The organism is Pseudomonas sp. 18175 (genome assembly GCF_050432925.1).
GTDB lineage: Bacteria > Pseudomonadota > Gammaproteobacteria > Pseudomonadales > Pseudomonadaceae > Aquipseudomonas.
In genome coordinates this window covers 1-15,177 of sequence record NZ_JBKFTO010000022.1, presented here as the reverse complement: position 1 = coordinate 15,177, position 15,177 = coordinate 1, and the positions used below count along the sequence as shown (strand labels likewise).

At 59.0% G+C, this 15,177-nt stretch carries 12 protein-coding genes; 3 read left to right on the top strand and 9 right to left on the bottom strand.

All coding sequences use genetic code 11. From position 1 onward, the window contains the following. Positions 1-47: 47 nt before the first annotated feature. Both lysS and prfB read right to left on the bottom strand, forming a co-directional pair. Positions 48-1,550, bottom strand: a complete 1,503-nt coding sequence (gene lysS, locus ACLD1Y_RS24440) for a lysine--tRNA ligase (RefSeq protein ID WP_429480349.1) — start codon at positions 1,548-1,550, stop codon at positions 48-50. 70 nt (positions 1,551-1,620) lie between these two features. Then, a protein-coding gene (prfB, locus tag ACLD1Y_RS24435) for a peptide chain release factor 2 (protein ID WP_429480348.1) occupies positions 1,621-2,716 on the bottom strand; the annotation gives its coding sequence in 2 pieces (ribosomal slippage) (positions 1,621-2,643 and positions 2,645-2,716; 1,095 coding nt in all). Positions 2,717-3,267: 551 nt separating this feature from the next. On the opposite strand from prfB, the gene ACLD1Y_RS24430 reads away from it, so the two are divergent. Genes ACLD1Y_RS24430 through ACLD1Y_RS24420 form a run of 3 tightly spaced genes read left to right on the top strand, consistent with a single transcriptional unit; the run spans position 3,268 to position 6,158 of the window. After that, the gene (locus ACLD1Y_RS24430) at positions 3,268-5,541 is read left to right on the top strand and encodes an S-type pyocin domain-containing protein (RefSeq protein WP_429480347.1); all 2,274 of its coding nucleotides are present in this window, start codon (positions 3,268-3,270) and stop codon (positions 5,539-5,541) included. Beyond that, on the top strand, positions 5,538-5,789 hold the full coding sequence (locus ACLD1Y_RS24425) for a bacteriocin immunity protein (RefSeq protein WP_429480346.1): 252 nt from the start codon (positions 5,538-5,540) through the stop codon (positions 5,787-5,789). Before ACLD1Y_RS24430 ends, ACLD1Y_RS24425 begins: the two co-directional genes overlap by 4 nt. Positions 5,790-5,831: 42 nt before the next feature. Further along, positions 5,832-6,158, top strand: a complete 327-nt coding sequence (locus ACLD1Y_RS24420) for a bacteriocin immunity protein (RefSeq protein ID WP_429480345.1) — start codon at positions 5,832-5,834, stop codon at positions 6,156-6,158. A gap of 57 nt (positions 6,159-6,215) precedes the next feature. On the opposite strand, the gene ACLD1Y_RS24415 is transcribed toward ACLD1Y_RS24420, so the two are convergent. Genes ACLD1Y_RS24415 through ACLD1Y_RS24385 form a run of 7 tightly spaced genes read right to left on the bottom strand, consistent with a single transcriptional unit; the run spans position 6,216 to position 14,643 of the window. Beyond that, a complete protein-coding gene (locus ACLD1Y_RS24415; RefSeq protein ID WP_429480344.1) occupies positions 6,216-7,223 on the bottom strand; it encodes a diguanylate cyclase in 1,008 nt (335 codons plus the stop codon). 51 nt (positions 7,224-7,274) lie between these two features. After that, entirely contained in the window at positions 7,275-8,285 is a 1,011-nt protein-coding gene (locus ACLD1Y_RS24410) for a chemotaxis response regulator protein-glutamate methylesterase (RefSeq protein ID WP_429480343.1), read from the bottom strand. After that, entirely contained in the window at positions 8,282-10,558 is a 2,277-nt protein-coding gene (locus tag ACLD1Y_RS24405) for a hybrid sensor histidine kinase/response regulator (protein WP_429480342.1), read from the bottom strand. The genes ACLD1Y_RS24410 and ACLD1Y_RS24405 overlap by 4 nt, the downstream gene beginning before the upstream one ends. After that, complete coding sequence (locus ACLD1Y_RS24400; protein ID WP_429480341.1) at positions 10,555-11,256, bottom strand: chemotaxis protein CheW; 702 nt, start codon at positions 11,254-11,256, stop codon at positions 10,555-10,557. Before ACLD1Y_RS24400 ends, ACLD1Y_RS24405 begins: the two co-directional genes overlap by 4 nt. After that, a complete protein-coding gene (locus tag ACLD1Y_RS24395) occupies positions 11,253-12,512 on the bottom strand; it encodes a CheR family methyltransferase (RefSeq protein ID WP_429480340.1) in 1,260 nt (419 codons plus the stop codon). Before ACLD1Y_RS24395 ends, ACLD1Y_RS24400 begins: the two co-directional genes overlap by 4 nt. Continuing rightward, positions 12,509-13,021 carry a chemotaxis protein CheW gene (locus ACLD1Y_RS24390; RefSeq protein WP_429480339.1) on the bottom strand — a complete coding sequence of 171 codons (513 nt, stop codon included), beginning with the start codon at positions 13,019-13,021 and terminating at the stop codon, positions 12,509-12,511. Before ACLD1Y_RS24390 ends, ACLD1Y_RS24395 begins: the two co-directional genes overlap by 4 nt. Beyond that, positions 13,021-14,643, bottom strand: a complete 1,623-nt coding sequence (locus tag ACLD1Y_RS24385) for a methyl-accepting chemotaxis protein (RefSeq protein ID WP_429480338.1) — start codon at positions 14,641-14,643, stop codon at positions 13,021-13,023. The genes ACLD1Y_RS24390 and ACLD1Y_RS24385 overlap by 1 nt, the downstream gene beginning before the upstream one ends. Positions 14,644-15,177 lie beyond the last annotated feature (534 nt).

Genomic DNA, 15,177 nt, shown 5'->3' with positions numbered 1-15,177 from the left:
CCATAAAAAAGCCGCCTTATAAAAGGCGGCTTCGGATTTCGCTACGCTTACGCTTGTGGCCGCATGTGCGGGAACAAGATCACGTCGCGGATCGACGGCGAATTGGTCAACAGCATCACCAGGCGGTCGATGCCGATACCTTCACCGGCCGTTGGCGGCATGCCGTATTCCAGGGCGCGTACGAAGTCTGCGTCGTAGTGCATGGCTTCGTCGTCGCCGGCGTCCTTGTCGGCCACCTGGGCCATGAAGCGCTCGGCCTGGTCTTCGGCATCGTTAAGCTCGGAATAGGCGTTGGCGATTTCACGGCCGCCGATGAACAGTTCGAAACGGTCGGTGACGTTCGGGTTGTCATCGTTGCGACGGGCCAGCGGCGACACTTCGAACGGGTACTGGGTAATGAAGTGTGGCTGCTCCAGCTTGTGCTCAACCAGCTCTTCGAAAATCATCACCTGCAACTTGCCCAGGCCTTCGAAGCCCAGCACCTTGGCGCCGGCTTTCTTGGCGATGGCGCGGGCTTTGTCGATGTCGTTCAGGTCGTCAGCCGTCAACTCAGGGTTGTACTTGAGGATCGAGTCGAACACCGACAGACGCACGAACGGCTCGCCGAAGTGGAACACCTTGTCGCCGTACGGCACGTCGGTGCTGCCCAACACCAGCTGCGCCAGCTCGCGGAACAGTTCTTCGGTCAGGTCCATGTTGTCTTCGTAGTCGGCGTAGGCCTGGTAGAACTCCAACATGGTGAATTCGGGGTTGTGACGGGTCGAAACGCCTTCGTTACGGAAGTTGCGGTTGATCTCGAACACTTTCTCGAAGCCGCCGACAACGAGGCGCTTGAGGTACAGCTCCGGCGCGATACGCAGGAACATTTCCATGTCCAGCGCGTTGTGGTGGGTTTCGAACGGCTTGGCTGCGGCACCACCGGGAATGGTTTGCAGCATCGGGGTTTCGACTTCGAGGAAGTCACGCGCCATCAGGAAGCTGCGGATGTGCGCAATGACTTGCGAGCGCACACGGAAGGTGTGGCGCACGTCTTCGTTGACGATCAGGTCAACGTAGCGCTGGCGGTAGCGCTGCTCGGTGTCGGTCAGGCCGTGGTGTTTGTCCGGCAGCGGGCGCAGCGACTTGGTCAGCAGGCGCACTTCTGTCATTTCAACATACAGGTCGCCCTTGCCGGAACGGGCCAGGGTGCCGACGGCGGCAATGATGTCGCCCATGTCCCAGGTTTTAACAGCGGCCAGGGTTTCTTCAGACAGGGTTTTGCGGTTGACGTAGACCTGGATGCGACCGGTCATGTCCTGGATCACCATGAACGAGCCACGGTTGAGCATGATGCGACCGGCAACCTTGACCGGGATTGCAGCCTCTGCCAGCTCTTCCTTGGTCTTGTCCGCGTATTTCTTCTGCAGTTCTTCGCAGTAGTGTTCACGGCGGAAGTCGTTCGGGAAGGCGTTGCCCTTGGCGCGCTCGGCAGCAAGCTTTTCCTTGCGCAGGGCGATCAGGGAGTTTTCTTCCTGTTGCAGGGCTTGCGGGTCGAGTTGTTGGTCGCTCATGTCTTTAAATCTTCCATCACAGGTCTGTTGCCCCCGCCACTGGCGGGGGACTTGAGGTCGGGCAGGCGGTTTACAGGCCCGATTTCAGGCTGGCTTCCAGGTATTCGTCGATATCGCCGTCGAGCACCTTGTCGCAGTCGCTGCGTTCGATGTTAGTGCGCAGATCCTTGATCCGCGACGCATCGAGCACATAGGAACGGATCTGGTGACCCCAGCCGATATCCGACTTGGTGTCTTCCAGCGCCTGGGAAGCCGCGTTGCGCTTCTGCATTTCCTGCTCGTACAACTTGGCCCGCAGCATTTTCATGGCGGTGTCTTTGTTGGCGTGCTGGGAACGTTCGTTCTGGCAGCTGACCACGGTGTTGGTCGGTACGTGGGTAATACGTACGGCCGAGTCGGTGGTGTTTACGTGCTGGCCACCGGCACCGGAGGAGCGGTAGGTGTCGATACGCAGGTCGGCCGGGTTGATCTCGATCTCGACCTTGTCGTCGATCTCTGGCGAGACGAACACCGCGCAGAACGAAGTGTGGCGACGGTTGCCGGAGTCGAACGGGCTCTTGCGCACCAGGCGGTGTACGCCGATCTCGGTACGCAGCCAGCCAAAGGCGTATTCACCCTTGATATGCACGGTCGCGCCCTTGATACCGGCGACTTCACCGGCCGACAGCTCCATGATGGTGGCGTCGAAACCGCGTTTATCCGCCCAGCGCAGGTACATGCGCAGCAGGATGTTGGCCCAGTCCTGGGCCTCGGTGCCGCCGGAGCCGGCCTGGATGTCCAGGTAGGCGTTGTTCGGGTCCATTTCATGGCTGAACATGCGGCGGAATTCGAGTTTGGCGAGGTTTTCCTCGAGACGGGCCAGCTCGGCGACGACATCGCCCACTGCGCCTTCGTCGTTCTCTTCGACGGCCATGTCCAGCAGGTCACGGCAATCGGCCAGACCGGTGTTCAGCTCGTCGAGGGTATCGACGATCTGCGCCAGCGCAGCGCGCTCGCGGCCCAGTTCTTGGGCGTATTCAGGTTTGTTCCAGACAGCAGGATCTTCAAGCTCGCGATTGACTTCGGTCAGACGCTCATGCTTTTGATCGTAGTCAAAGATACCCCCGAATAGTTTCGGAGCGCTCGGACAGGTCCTTGATGGTGTTAAGGATCGGGTTGATTTCCATGGCGGGCAGCACTCGTTGGCGAACTTTTGAAAGCCGGCGAGTATAACGGCAAACGGGGGGGAACGGCAGCCCGCTTGGTCGATTGTATTGAGCGAAACGTCCATTGGTAGTCTCACCGAACGCTGATCGGGTACGGCTGCCTGATTGGGCCGAACCGCTGGCTCACTGAAGATCGCAATAGGCAGCAATGCTGACTCCCGTAAAAACATACCGCTTATCTGTTTAATAAAATAAAAAAAACGCCCCCTATTAAAAGCACTCATAAACCACAAAAAACAAAACAAGCCAGCCAACCCCTTATAAAACACACCATAAGAAAGCCACCCCTTATCCCCTTCGCCCTATCCCCACCTTAAATAACGAAAAACGATACCAGCACTTCAGCTTTATCCTACACAACATCCTACAAACGTAAAAACCTATCAAATAGCCACTCACTTGCCCAACTGCCATCTCCCTATACATTAATTAGCGACAGCTGATTCAACTTAACAGTCAGCACACATCAAAATGCAGGGCAGAGCATTGCCAAAAAGCGAGGATTGCAGAACATGGCACAGCAAGGATGGCAACCCGGAGAGCCACTCCATATAAAACCCGTAATAATCAGAGATGGTTTAAACAAACCACAAGGCATCGGTGCAGGCGGTGGCTTTATAGGTTCAGGTAATGGCTGGGGCCCACAAGAAGGACCCCGTCGAGGAGAGGGAGGCCCTAGCAGCATCAACTACTTGAGTTTCCCCAGTATTGTTGAGGATTTGCTTGGGGAGCAAAAATCCGAGCGACTGTTGATGGATGCTGAATACAATGTCCGGTTTAAAACGATCAGCGCTGATACTGAGCGCGCACTGCAAGATGCACAACGAAAGAATGCTCAACACATAGAAAAAACCGATCACACAACATTAGCCAAGAACGACCAGGCAACAGCATTCTCTCTATTAGAGAAAAATAAGGCTCATTACGAAGCAACCTACCCTAAAATGTTTGGCCTTTACGGACAAAACCCTCATTTTTTAATGGATCAATTAGTCGGCACCCGGCTTAACGACATTATGCACCGTCGAGTCAGTGATAGCTGGGAGGTGACCAACGCACTATACGCTACTGTATGGAGGTCCACTTTAGAACTTAAAGCATCGGCTTTGACGATGGAAGCTCTTGCAAAAAAACTGCCCGAACTGGCCGAAAAGATATACCGGGCAGAGTCTAGTATTGATCCGACTGATCCCGCGCGGGCGGTTGCGCTGACTGCATACATGATCGCAATATCTCAAGAATTAGATATTCACGTATCACTGCTTCCCGAATTTCTTCAAATGGAATTAGTGACCGCTGTCGGCTCCGCCTCAGCGTTAACACCGGCCCAGGCGCTGGAGCATTATACAACCGTACTTGAGCAAATGGCCGCCACAAAACTGTCCGACATTAAGCCAATCGACCCTCCAAAAACCTACAAAAGAGGCGGATTAAAATGGACGACGCCTGCAACTAACGCAAAAGTGAAGCTTCCCCTCAGCAAACCTGAACTGGAAGGTTTGAACAACCTTGTTCGCTTGCAAAAAACCACATCGCTTGGGGTGCTATGGCTAAGCCACCATGACGCCGTGTTAAAGGCCGAGTCTGCCAGGTATTTATCTTCTGCTGCCAAGGCCATGGCTGAATTGGCGGAGCGGGCCAGGAAAATCTCAGACGAGCAATCTCGAGTTGCATACCTGACACGAGTCGCTCATACATTCCGCGCCCAGGGGGCCGTTTCCGCAAGCCAAACGGTTTTCATGACCTCTGCGGGCACTATTGCGGCGGCAGAAGGTGCAGCAGTGACCCTGAGAGCGGCGATCAGCGCAGCGATGGTCACGCTGGGTGACTTTGCTGCGAGTACCGCAGGCGGGCTATTTGTCGGTGTATCCGCCTTGGTCTATTCGCCCAAACTGGGCAACGGGGAACTTCCAGAACGTTTCGCGCTAGGTACACCGGTTTCAACATTGGTACCGGGCCTGGATACATCAACGATCACATCCGCTGTCAACGGAACGTTGGATCTTCCAGTTCGGATGAGTTCAAAAACAGCAGCGGATGGGCACTCAGAAGTTTTTGTGGTCAATGCCGACGGCAGAAGTGTGCCCCGCAAGGTCAAAGTTGTCGCCGCAACCTATGACCTTGTCCAAAAGGTTTACACCGTAACGACCAATGACGTCCCAGCCAGGACGTTGACCTGGACACCCATCGTTGATCCGGCAGACAGTTCGACATCACTGCCTGTTGAACAGCCTGAGCTGCCTGTCTACGTTGGGGCGTCGGTTACTCCGGTGTTGGGCAGAATTGATTCGTTTCCGGAAGTCGGCGAAGCCAGCTTTGACGATTTCATAACGGTGTTTCCCGCAAGTTCCGGATTGCCGCCTATTTATGTAATGTTCAAGGATAGGAGAGAGGAACCAGGGGTTGCTACCGGGATGGGCCAACCGGTGACACGTAACTGGCTTGCAAATGCGTACGAGGGTGAAGGTGCCCCCATTCCGTCTCAAATTGCTGATCAGTTGCGAGGAAAACAGTTTAAAAACTTTAAATCTTTTAGAGAAACGTTCTGGAAGGCAGTTGCCCATGACCCTGAATTGGCACAGTATTTCGACCATAGCGCGTTAGCGACAATGAAAAATGGACGCGCGCCCATAGCGAAAGAGAGTGATCAGCGAGGTAGAAGAATAAGACTTGAGCTGCATCATAAAACGTATATTTCTGCCAATGGCGAGGTATACGGCATCGACAATATCGCAATACTAACCCCAAAAAACCACATCAACACCCATAAGGAACCAAAAGAATGAACACACTAATAAGTGACATGACAGAAAGTGAGTTCCTTAAGCTTGTTATAAAAATCTACAATGACGAATACAGCACAGAGGAAGAACACACCGACGCAATTTTAGCGTTCAAATCCTTAACTGAACACCCTGAGGGTTCTGACCTGATATTTTATCCAGCACCAGGAAAAATCGGACCTGAAGCTATTGTAAAAGAAATTAAAGAGTGGAGAGCTTCAAATGGTAAACCCGGCTTCAAAGCTGACTAATCAGCAAGCCTTATAAGCATTCGCACTGTCATCCACCACCCGTTGACGACAGCTTTTTCCGCATTGCTGCGGCTCGACATTTTGGGCCGTATGCAAAGGGAGACAAATAATGGAACTCAAGCGTTTTTTTCGGAATATACAAAACCCGAATTTATGGCATTTATTACAGAACTTTTTCGAGAGAATTCTTCTGAAAAAGATGACCGGATTGATGAACTGCTGGAACACTTTGAGCGTGTAACTGAGCATCCAGACGGGACAGACCTTATCTACTACGCCTCCGACGCAGAAAGCACCGTTGAGGCCATTACACAGCGGGTAGAAAACTGGCGATCGGCCAACGGCAAATCTGGCTTCAAAACTGAGTGATTTTACTTCGTGGGAGGGCCAAGCCCCCTCCCATATTTAACCAGCGTCGGATTCAGCTCACTCAATCTCAATCCCCACCTGATTCCGCCCATTATGCTTGGCCGTATACAACCCCTTATCCGCCGCCAATATCAGTTGCCGACAATCCGTGCCCTGCTGCGGCGTCATGGTCGACAAACCGATGCTGACGGTCAGGCTCGCCCCTTCCGCCGGGGCGATATGCGGGATTTTCAGTGCAGCAACCGCCATGCGCAGCTTCTCGGCCACCAGGCGTGCACCACCCGGCGAGGTGTTGGGCAGCACCAGCGCAAACTCTTCGCCGCCGTAGCGCGCCGGCAGATCCGAAGGGCGGCTGCTGGCTTCGCGGATGGTGGTAGCAACTTTGCGCAGGGCTTCGTCGCCTTCGACGTGGCCGAAGCTGTCGTTGTAAGTCTTGAAGAAGTCCACGTCGATCATCAGCAACGACAGCTGGGTCTGGTCACGCATGGCACGGCGCCATTCCAGTTCCAGGTATTCGTCGAAGTGGCGGCGGTTGGACAGCCCAGTGAGGCCATCGGAGTTCATCAGCCGTTGCAGCACCAGGTTGGTGTCCAGCAGTTGTTGCTGGCTGACCCGCAGCGCGCGGTAGGCCGCATCACGTTGCAGCAGCGTCATGTAGGAACGCGAGTGATAGCGGATGCGCGCCACCAGTTCGATGTTGTCCGGCAGCTTCACCAGATAATCGTTGGCCCCGGCCGAGAACGCCGCGCTTTTGATCAGCGGGTCTTCCTTGGTGGAGAGCACGATGATCGGGATGTTCTGGGTGGCCGGGTGGTTGCGGTATTCGCGCACCAGGGTCAGGCCGTCGAGGCCGGGCATCACCAGGTCTTGCAGGATCACCGTGGGCTTGATGCGGATCGCCTGGGCAATCGCCTGGTGCGGGTCGGCACAGAAGTGGAAGTCGATGTTTTCTTCATGGGCCAGACCACGCCTTACGGCTTCGCCAATCATGGCCTGGTCGTCGACCAGCAACACCATGGCGGCGTTTTCGTCGGTCTTGATGTCGTCGATCTGTAAATCATTCATGTGCAGTCACCTGAATTACTACCAGCAAGCCAGCACTGCGGGAGCAAGCAATCATTTTGCAAAGACCTCCAACAGTCGGGGCGCAATTCTATCCAGTGGGCGAATTTCAACAGCAGCATCAATCGCCGCCGCCGCTTTGGGCATGCCATACACCGCCGAGCTCTGCTGATCCTGGGCGATGGTCAAATAACCTTGTTCACGCAACAACTTGAGGCCCTGGGCGCCGTCGCGGCCCATGCCGGTCAGCAATACGCCGACGGCATCGCCATTCCAGTGGCTGGCCACGCTTTCGAAAAACACGTCGATCGAAGGCCGGTAGATCTCGTTCACCGGCTCTGCGGTGTAGGCCAGGGTGCCATTTTTCAGTAACCGAATATGGTGGTTGGTGCCGGCCAGCAGCACCACGCCGCTTTGCGGTGGCTCACCTTCACGGGCCAAGCGTACCGGCAGGCCCGAGGCGCTGCTCAGCCATTCAGCCATGCCGGCGGCGAACACCTGGTCCACATGCTGCACCAGCACGATGGCAGCGGGAAAGTCCCGGGGCAGGCCTTTGAGCAGGATTTCCAGGGCCGCCGGGCCACCGGCGGAGGAACCGATGGCCACCAGGCTTTCGCGCTTGCCGGTGACGCGCTGGGGCGTTGTTTCGGCGCGTATGCGGCTGCCACGCTGGCCAATCAGCCAGCCAATATTAAGGATCTTGCGCAACAGCGGCGCCGCCGCATCCTTGGGGTTACCCACGCCCAGAGGCGGGGTGTCCACCACGTCCAGTGCGCCATGGCCCATGGCTTCGAACACGCGACTGACGTTGGCTTGACGGTCAACGGTCACGATGACGATGGCGCACGGCGTCTCGGCCATGATCTGGCGCGTGGCCTCCACGCCATCCATCACCGGCATGATCAGGTCCATCAGGATCAGGTCCGGGGTCAGTTCGGCGCAGCGCTGTACCGCTTCCAGGCCATTGCTCGCGACCCAGACAACTTGATGCGCCGGCTCGAAACTCAAGGCACGGCGCAAGGCCTCCACGGCCAGGGGCATATCATTGACGATCGCAATCCTCATGCCCGCGCGCCTCCGATCAGCTCCACCACGGCATCCAACAGGGCGTCATCGTGGAAACTGGCTTTGGCTAGATAATAGTCGGCGCCGGCGTCCAGTCCACGACGTCGGTCTTCTTCACGGTCTTTGTAGGACACCACCATCACCGGCAACGATTGCAGGCGACTATCACGACGCAAAAGTGTGACCAATTCAATACCGTCCATGCGAGGCATATCAATATCTGTGATCAACAGGTCGAAGTCTTCGGAGCGCAACGCATTCCAACCGTCCATGCCATCGACCGCCACCGCCACTTCATAACCGCGATTAAGCAGCAATTTGCGTTGCAGCTCACGCACCGTGAGTGAGTCATCGACCACAAGTACGCGTTTACGTGGCGCTTCGCTGGCCTGCTGGCTGCGTCGGGCGATGCGTTCAAGGCGGCCGGTGTTGAGCAGTTTGTCCACCGAACGCAGCATGTCTTCCACATCAACGATCAGCACCACCGAGCCGTCGTCCAGCAGGGCGCCGGCGGAGATATCCTGGACCTTGCCCAAGCGATCATCCAGCGGCAGCACCACCAGGGTGCGCTCGCCGATAAAGCGTTCCACGGCAATCCCGTAGACCGCATCGCGCTCGCGGATCACCACCACCTTCAAGGTTTCGTCGTTATTCTGCCCCGGCGGGCGCTGCAACAACTGGCTGGCGGCCACCAGGCCGACGTGCCGGCCTTCGTGCCAGAAGTGCTGACGGCCTTCCAGTTGCACGATGTCGTCCGGCGCCAGGTCGCACATGCGTTCGATATGGGCCAGCGGGAAGGCATAGGCTTCTTCGCCGACCTCCACCACCAGGCTGCGCACCACCGACAGGGTCAATGGCACTTCCAGATGGAATTGGCTGCCCTGCCCCGCCGTCTGCTCCAACACTACCGCACCACGCAGTTGGCGCACCATGTGCTGCACCGCATCCAGGCCGACGCCGCGCCCGGACACTTCGGTGACCTTGTCCCGCAGGCTGAAACCCGGCAAGAACAGGAACGTCAGCAGTTCTTCTTCACTCAGGCGCAACGCCGTTTCCAGCGGCGACAGGTGCCGATCAACGATGGTGCCGCGCAGGCGCTCCAGGTCGACGCCATTGCCGTCATCACTCAATTCCAGCACCAGCAAACCGGCCTGGTGGGAGGCGCGCAGGCGGATCAAGCCTTCGGCAGGCTTGCCGGCGAGCATGCGTTGCTCGGGCATTTCGATGCCGTGGTCGACGGCATTGCGCAACAGGTGGGTGAGCGGTGCTTCGAGCTTTTCCAGTACGTCGCGGTCAACCTGGGTCTTTTCGCCCTCAATCTCCAGGCGCACCTGTTTGCCCAGGCTGCGGCCAAGGTCACGCACCATACGTACCTGCCCGGCCAGCACATCGGCAAACGGGCGCATGCGGCAGGCCAACGCGGTGTCGTAGAGCACTTGGGCGCGCTGCCCGGCCTGCCAGCCGAATTCGTCCAGCTCGGCGGTTTTTTCCGCCAGCAGGGCCTGGGCTTCGCTGAGCAGGCGGCGTGTGTCGGCTAGGGCTTCCTGGGCTTCGAGGTTCAGATCCAGGGTCTTGAGTTGGCCGTCCAGGGTGTCGAGGGCGCGTGCGCTCTGGCTTTGCATGCGCTTCAAGCGTTGCAGGCTGGCCAGGTAAGGTTTGAGCCGCTGGGTTTCCACCAGAGACTTGCTGGACAGGTCCAACAGGCTATTCAAGCGCTCGGCAGTCACCCGCAGCACGCGCTCGCCGCCTTCGGTCATGCGTTTGTTCTGGCGCGGCGGCTCGGCGATGACCGGCGGCGCAGGCTCGGGCTCCGGTGGCAGCTCCTCGACCACCGGGGCCGGCTCCGGCGCAACGGCCGGCGCAACGCTAACCACCGGCGCCTGGGACGGATCGAGCAAACGCTCCATCAACGCCACATAGGCTTCGATATCCGCCGGGCCAACGGTGTTGCCGGGGGTGGCGATGCGCATCAGCAGGTCGGTGCCTTGCAGCAGCGCATCGATATGTTCGGGTTGCAGATACAGGCGGCTTTCCTGGGCACTCACCAGGCAGTCTTCCATCACATGGGACACACTGACCCCGGCGTCCACCCCGACAATCCGCGCCGCACCCTTGAGGGAGTGGGCGGCGCGCATGCAGGCTTCGAGCTGGTCGGCCTGGGTCGGGTTGCGTTCCAGGGCCAGCAGGCCCGCGCTCAGTACCTGGGTTTGCGCATCGGCTTCCAGGCTGAACAGTTCCAGCAGCGAGGCATCGCGCATCTGGTCGGGGGTCATGTGAGGCTCCGGGTCACGGCAGACAACAATTGCGCCTCGTCCAGCCAACGCAGGCTGCGGCCTTTCCACTGCAACACGCCTTGGGTGTAGCGCGCACTGGCCTGGGTGCCGGAGGCCGACGCGGCCTTCAAGGTGCGCTCATCGATGGCATGGATGCCGTCGACTTCATCCACCGGCACCACCACCGGGCCATCCTGGGCGGCGATGATCAGCATGCGCGGCATGATCCGCCCGCCGCTGGCGCCATTATGGGTGGCGTCCAGGCCCAGCAGTTCCACCAGCGACAGGCACGCCACCAGCGCGCCGCGCACATTGGCCACGCCCAGCAAGGCACGGGAGCGTTGGTGCGGCAGCGAATGAATCGGTTGCAACGGAGCCACTTCCACCAGGCAGCGGGTGGCGATGCCTAGCCATTCTTCACCCAGGCGGAACATCAGCAGCGAACGGGTCACCACCTCTTCGCCACGCTCGGCGGCGGCTTGGGGCCGATGGTCGTCCTGCTGCAAGGCGTAACGGTCCAACAGGCGCGTGGCGGCGGCGGAATACACCGAGCAGTTGCGACAGTGGATATGGTCCACCAGCAACGGGCACGATTTGTCGCCATGAATGCCGATGCGGTTCCAGCAGTCGTCGATGGCTTGGGTATCGGCCAGGGTCAGGTCCAGGCCGGCGGTGTCGAGCGCCTCGGTGCTACTCATCGTTTGGACTCACTGTCAGCTCGCTCGCTACGCGCGGCGCGTGCCTGCAAGCGGCGCGCCCCCGCACTGTCGCCCTGGGACTCAAGCAACGCGGCCAGGTGCATCAAGGCCTGCGGGTGCTGCGGTTCCAGGTACAAGGCTTTGCGGTAAAACCCCTGGGCTTGCAGGGCACTGCCGTCCACATCGCTAAGCAGCCCCAACCAGTAGAACACTTGGGCGGCCGGCGGGTGGTTGTTCAAATACTGTTCACAGGCGGCACGGGCCTCGGCACTTTTGCCTTCGTTGGCCAAGGTCGCGATGCGGCTGAGCAAGGCGCTCGCATCGGACGGCGGCGCCTTGATCGGCACCACTTGGGCGCTGACCGTGCTGAACGGGCGCGGCTTGGTCGGCAGCGTGGCGGCCGTGCGCGGAGTCGGCGGCGCAGGCACCGGCACAAACACCGGTTCCGGCCGGTCCGGCGCGCCCTGGCGGCTAAAGGCAAAGGACTGCGGCACGCCAATCGAGCGCATGCCATGCCGGCCCAGCAGGCTGCCTTCGGCCGGGCCGATAAACAACACGCCATCGACGTGGGTCAGGCCCTTGAGCACATCGAACACTTGCTTCTGGGTCGGCTGGTCGAAGTAGATCAGCAGGTTGCGGCAAAACACGAAATCGTAGCTCGGCTCATTGGCCAGCAACGCCGGGTCGAGCAGGTTGCCGACTTGCAGGCGCACCTGTTCGCGCACGTGATCGACGACATGGAAGCCGTCGGCGGACTCGGTAAAGTGCCGATCACGAAAGGCAATATCACCGCCACGAAATGAGTTCTTGCCGTACACCCCACGCCGCGCACGCTCCACCGACAGCGGGCTGACATCCAGGCCCAGCACCTTGAACTGGTGCGGCGCCAGGCCCGCATCCAGTAGAGCCATGGCAATCGAATACGGCTCTTCGCCGGTAGAACACGGCAGGCTGAGGATGCGCAGCGCGCGCATCTGCTTGATTTCGCTTAGCCGCGCCTTGGCCAGCCGGGCCAGGGTCGCGAAGGATTCGGGGTAACGGAAAAACCAGGTCTCGGGAACGATCACCGCTTCGATCAGCGCTTGCTGCTCATCGTGGGAGCTTTGCAGCAACTGCCAGTATTCGCCCGGCGTCTGCCCATGGGTCGCCTGGATACGCTGGCGCACGGCGCGCTCGATAATGGCCTCGCCTACCGAGGCCACATCCAGGCCGATGCGCTCTTTGAGGAAAGCAAAGAAACGCGGGTCGTTGCTCATACGCTTAGCTCGGCTGCAAACAACAGGGCGCGCACGTCATCGGTGAGCAGGTCGTTCACGCCGATCCACTGCATCAGGCCCAGCGCATCTTCGCGCACCGGCCCCAGGTAGGGCGCCTGACGGTTATCCAGGCCGTAGGGCTGGAATTCGGACGGGTCGCAACGCAGGGTATCGGTGGCTTGTTCGAGGATCAGCCCCAGCCAGCGTGCCTCAACCCACGGTTCGGGCCGGTAATTGACCAGCACCAAGCGTGTGCTGGTACGGGCCTGGGCCGGGGTGCCGAAGGTCAAGGCGCTCAGGTCGATCACCGGCACCAGTGCCCCGCGATGGGCAAAGATGCCCGCCACCCACACGGGCGCATGGGCGATGGGTTTCAAAGGCAGGCGCGGCAGCACCTCGGCCACTTCGGTGGCCTTGAGGGCGTAGCGTTCGCTGCCGATGTGGAACACCAGGAACAACGCTTTTTTCGCTGCCGGGACGGCGCCGCGTTTAGCCGCGAGGTCGCTCATCAGACTTTGAAACGCGACACGCCGCTGCGCAGACCCACCGCAACCTGGCTCAGTTCATCGATGGCAAAACTGGCCTGGCGCAGCGACTCCACGGTCTGGCTGCTGGCATCACCCAGCTGCACCAGCGCATGGTTGATCTGCTCGGCCCCGGTGGCCTGGGCCTGCATGCCTTCATTGACCATCAACACCCGCGGCGCCAGCGCCTGTACCTGGTGGATGATCTGCGACAACTGCTCGCCCACTTGCTGCACTTCGAACATGCCCCGGCGCACTTCTTCGGAGAACTTGTCCATGCCCATTACGCCGGCAGACACCGCCGACTGAATCTCGCGCACCATCTGTTCGATGTCGTAGGTGGCCACGGCGGTCTGGTCGGCCAGGCGTCGTACTTCGGTGGCGACCACCGCAAAGCCGCGCCCGTATTCACCGGCCTTTTCGGCCTCGATGGCGGCGTTGAGCGACAACAGGTTGGTCTGGTCGGCGACCTTGACGATGGTTACCACCACTTGGTTGATGTTGCCGGCCTTCTCATTGAGGATCGCAAGCTTGGCGTTCACCAGGTCCGCAGCGCCCATCACCGAGTGCATGGTTTCTTCCATGCGCGCCAGGCCTTGCTGGCCGGAACCGGCGGCCACGGAGGCCTGGTCGGCGGCGGTGGACACTTCGGTCATGGTGCGGACCAAGTCCTTGGACGTGGCAGCGATTTCGCGGGAAGTGGCGCCGATTTCGGTGGTGGTCGCGGCGGTTTCGGTTGCGGTGGCTTGTTGCTGCTTGGAGGTGGCAGCAATCTCGGTGACCGAAGTGGTCACCTGCACCGACGAGCGCTGGGCCTGGGACACCAAAGCCGTCAGCTCGGTCATCATGTCATTGAAGCCGGTTTCCACCGCGTTGAATTCGTCTTTGCGCTCCAGGTTCAGGCGCTTGCTCAGGTCGCCGTCACGCATGGTTTCGAGGATTTCAACGATGCGCTGCATCGGCGACATGATCGCGCGCATCAACAACAGGCCGCACAGGCCAGCGGCTAGGATCGCCACACCCAAGGACAGGAACATGCTGATTTTTGCGGCGGATACAGCGTCATCGATGGCGTTGGTGGCACGATCGGCGACATTCTTGTTTTCGGTGATGATGTCGTTGAGCTTCATGCGGCCTGCGGTCCAGGTCGGCGTCAGCTGGGTGTCGAACTCTTTGCGTGCGGCGGCCAGGTCGCCGCGTTGCAGGCTGTCGAGCACCGTGGACAGACTCTTGTTGTAGGCCTGGTGCAGGGCTTCGAATTTGTCGAACTCGGAACGGTCTTCGTTGCCGGCGATGGTTTTTTCGTAGTTGTCCATCTGCTGCAGGATGCGCACCTCGAAGGACTTGAATTCAGCCTTGTCGGCGTCGCTCAGCTTCTTGTCTTCGCGCAGGCCCAGCAATTCCAGGGTTTGCAGGTAGCTGTCGACCCACGCACTGCGGATCATGGAACTGAGGTAAACCCCCGGCACCGCGTCATCGCGTACCGCGACTTCGCTGGTTTCGATCTTCAGCAACCGTGAATAAGAGACCACAACCATTAACAGCATGATGGCGATAATGACCGCAAAACTTGCCAAGATCCGTTGGCGCAGGGTCCAGTTCTTCACAGTAATTCCTCGGAGGGCCATTCAAATGGAGGGGAGTATAGCTGAGCAGAAGCCCTCATTAATCAACGGGTTTTGATGGAATGCTCATAGATTGCAAATGTGGGAGGGGGGTTGGGTGTGTCAGTGAGCTGTAAAGGGGTTGAAACACTGTGATTGGGGCATAAGCTTGTAGCTGTGGCGATCTGGTCGTCGTGCGGGTTTTACCAGGTGTAAACCGGTTCAAACTGTGGGAGCGGGCTTGCTCGCGAAGGCTATATGTTAGGCGCTGGAGGGGTTTTGGCGGGGTACATATCCGTTATTTGGGTGATGGCTAATATGGGTTCCGCCCTTACGGCGGGTCACTTTTGGAAAAGAGCCCGGAATGCCGGCCCAGCCAAAAGTAACCAAAAGGGCTCTTGCCCCACCACTCGGTGCCTCGCCTAGGCTCGACATGCCCTCACTCCGGCTTGAATCCGTGGGCCGCCGTCATGGGCCATCCTTGGCCCAGGACGGCTAACCCGGCGTCCTGCCGGGTTACCCACGGATTCAAGCCTG

Excerpts from the sequence above, each read along its gene's own strand:
- lysS (WP_429480349.1), bottom strand. The coding sequence starts at position 1,550 with ATGAGCGACCAACAACTCGACCCGCAAGCCCTGCAACAGGAAGAAAAC.
- ACLD1Y_RS24405 (WP_429480342.1), bottom strand. The coding sequence starts at position 10,558 with ATGACCCCCGACCAGATGCGCGATGCCTCGCTGCTGGAACTGTTCAGC.
- ACLD1Y_RS24390 (WP_429480339.1), bottom strand. The coding sequence starts at position 13,021 with ATGAGCGACCTCGCGGCTAAACGCGGCGCCGTCCCGGCAGCGAAAAAA.
- ACLD1Y_RS24395 (WP_429480340.1), bottom strand. The coding sequence starts at position 12,512 with ATGAGCAACGACCCGCGTTTCTTTGCTTTCCTCAAAGAGCGCATCGGC.
- ACLD1Y_RS24400 (WP_429480341.1), bottom strand. The coding sequence starts at position 11,256 with ATGAGTAGCACCGAGGCGCTCGACACCGCCGGCCTGGACCTGACCCTG.
- ACLD1Y_RS24415 (WP_429480344.1), bottom strand. The coding sequence starts at position 7,223 with ATGAATGATTTACAGATCGACGACATCAAGACCGACGAAAACGCCGCC.
- ACLD1Y_RS24410 (WP_429480343.1), bottom strand. The coding sequence starts at position 8,285 with ATGAGGATTGCGATCGTCAATGATATGCCCCTGGCCGTGGAGGCCTTG.
- ACLD1Y_RS24425 (WP_429480346.1), top strand. The coding sequence starts at position 5,538 with ATGAACACACTAATAAGTGACATGACAGAAAGTGAGTTCCTTAAGCTT.
- ACLD1Y_RS24430 (WP_429480347.1), top strand. The coding sequence starts at position 3,268 with ATGGCACAGCAAGGATGGCAACCCGGAGAGCCACTCCATATAAAACCC.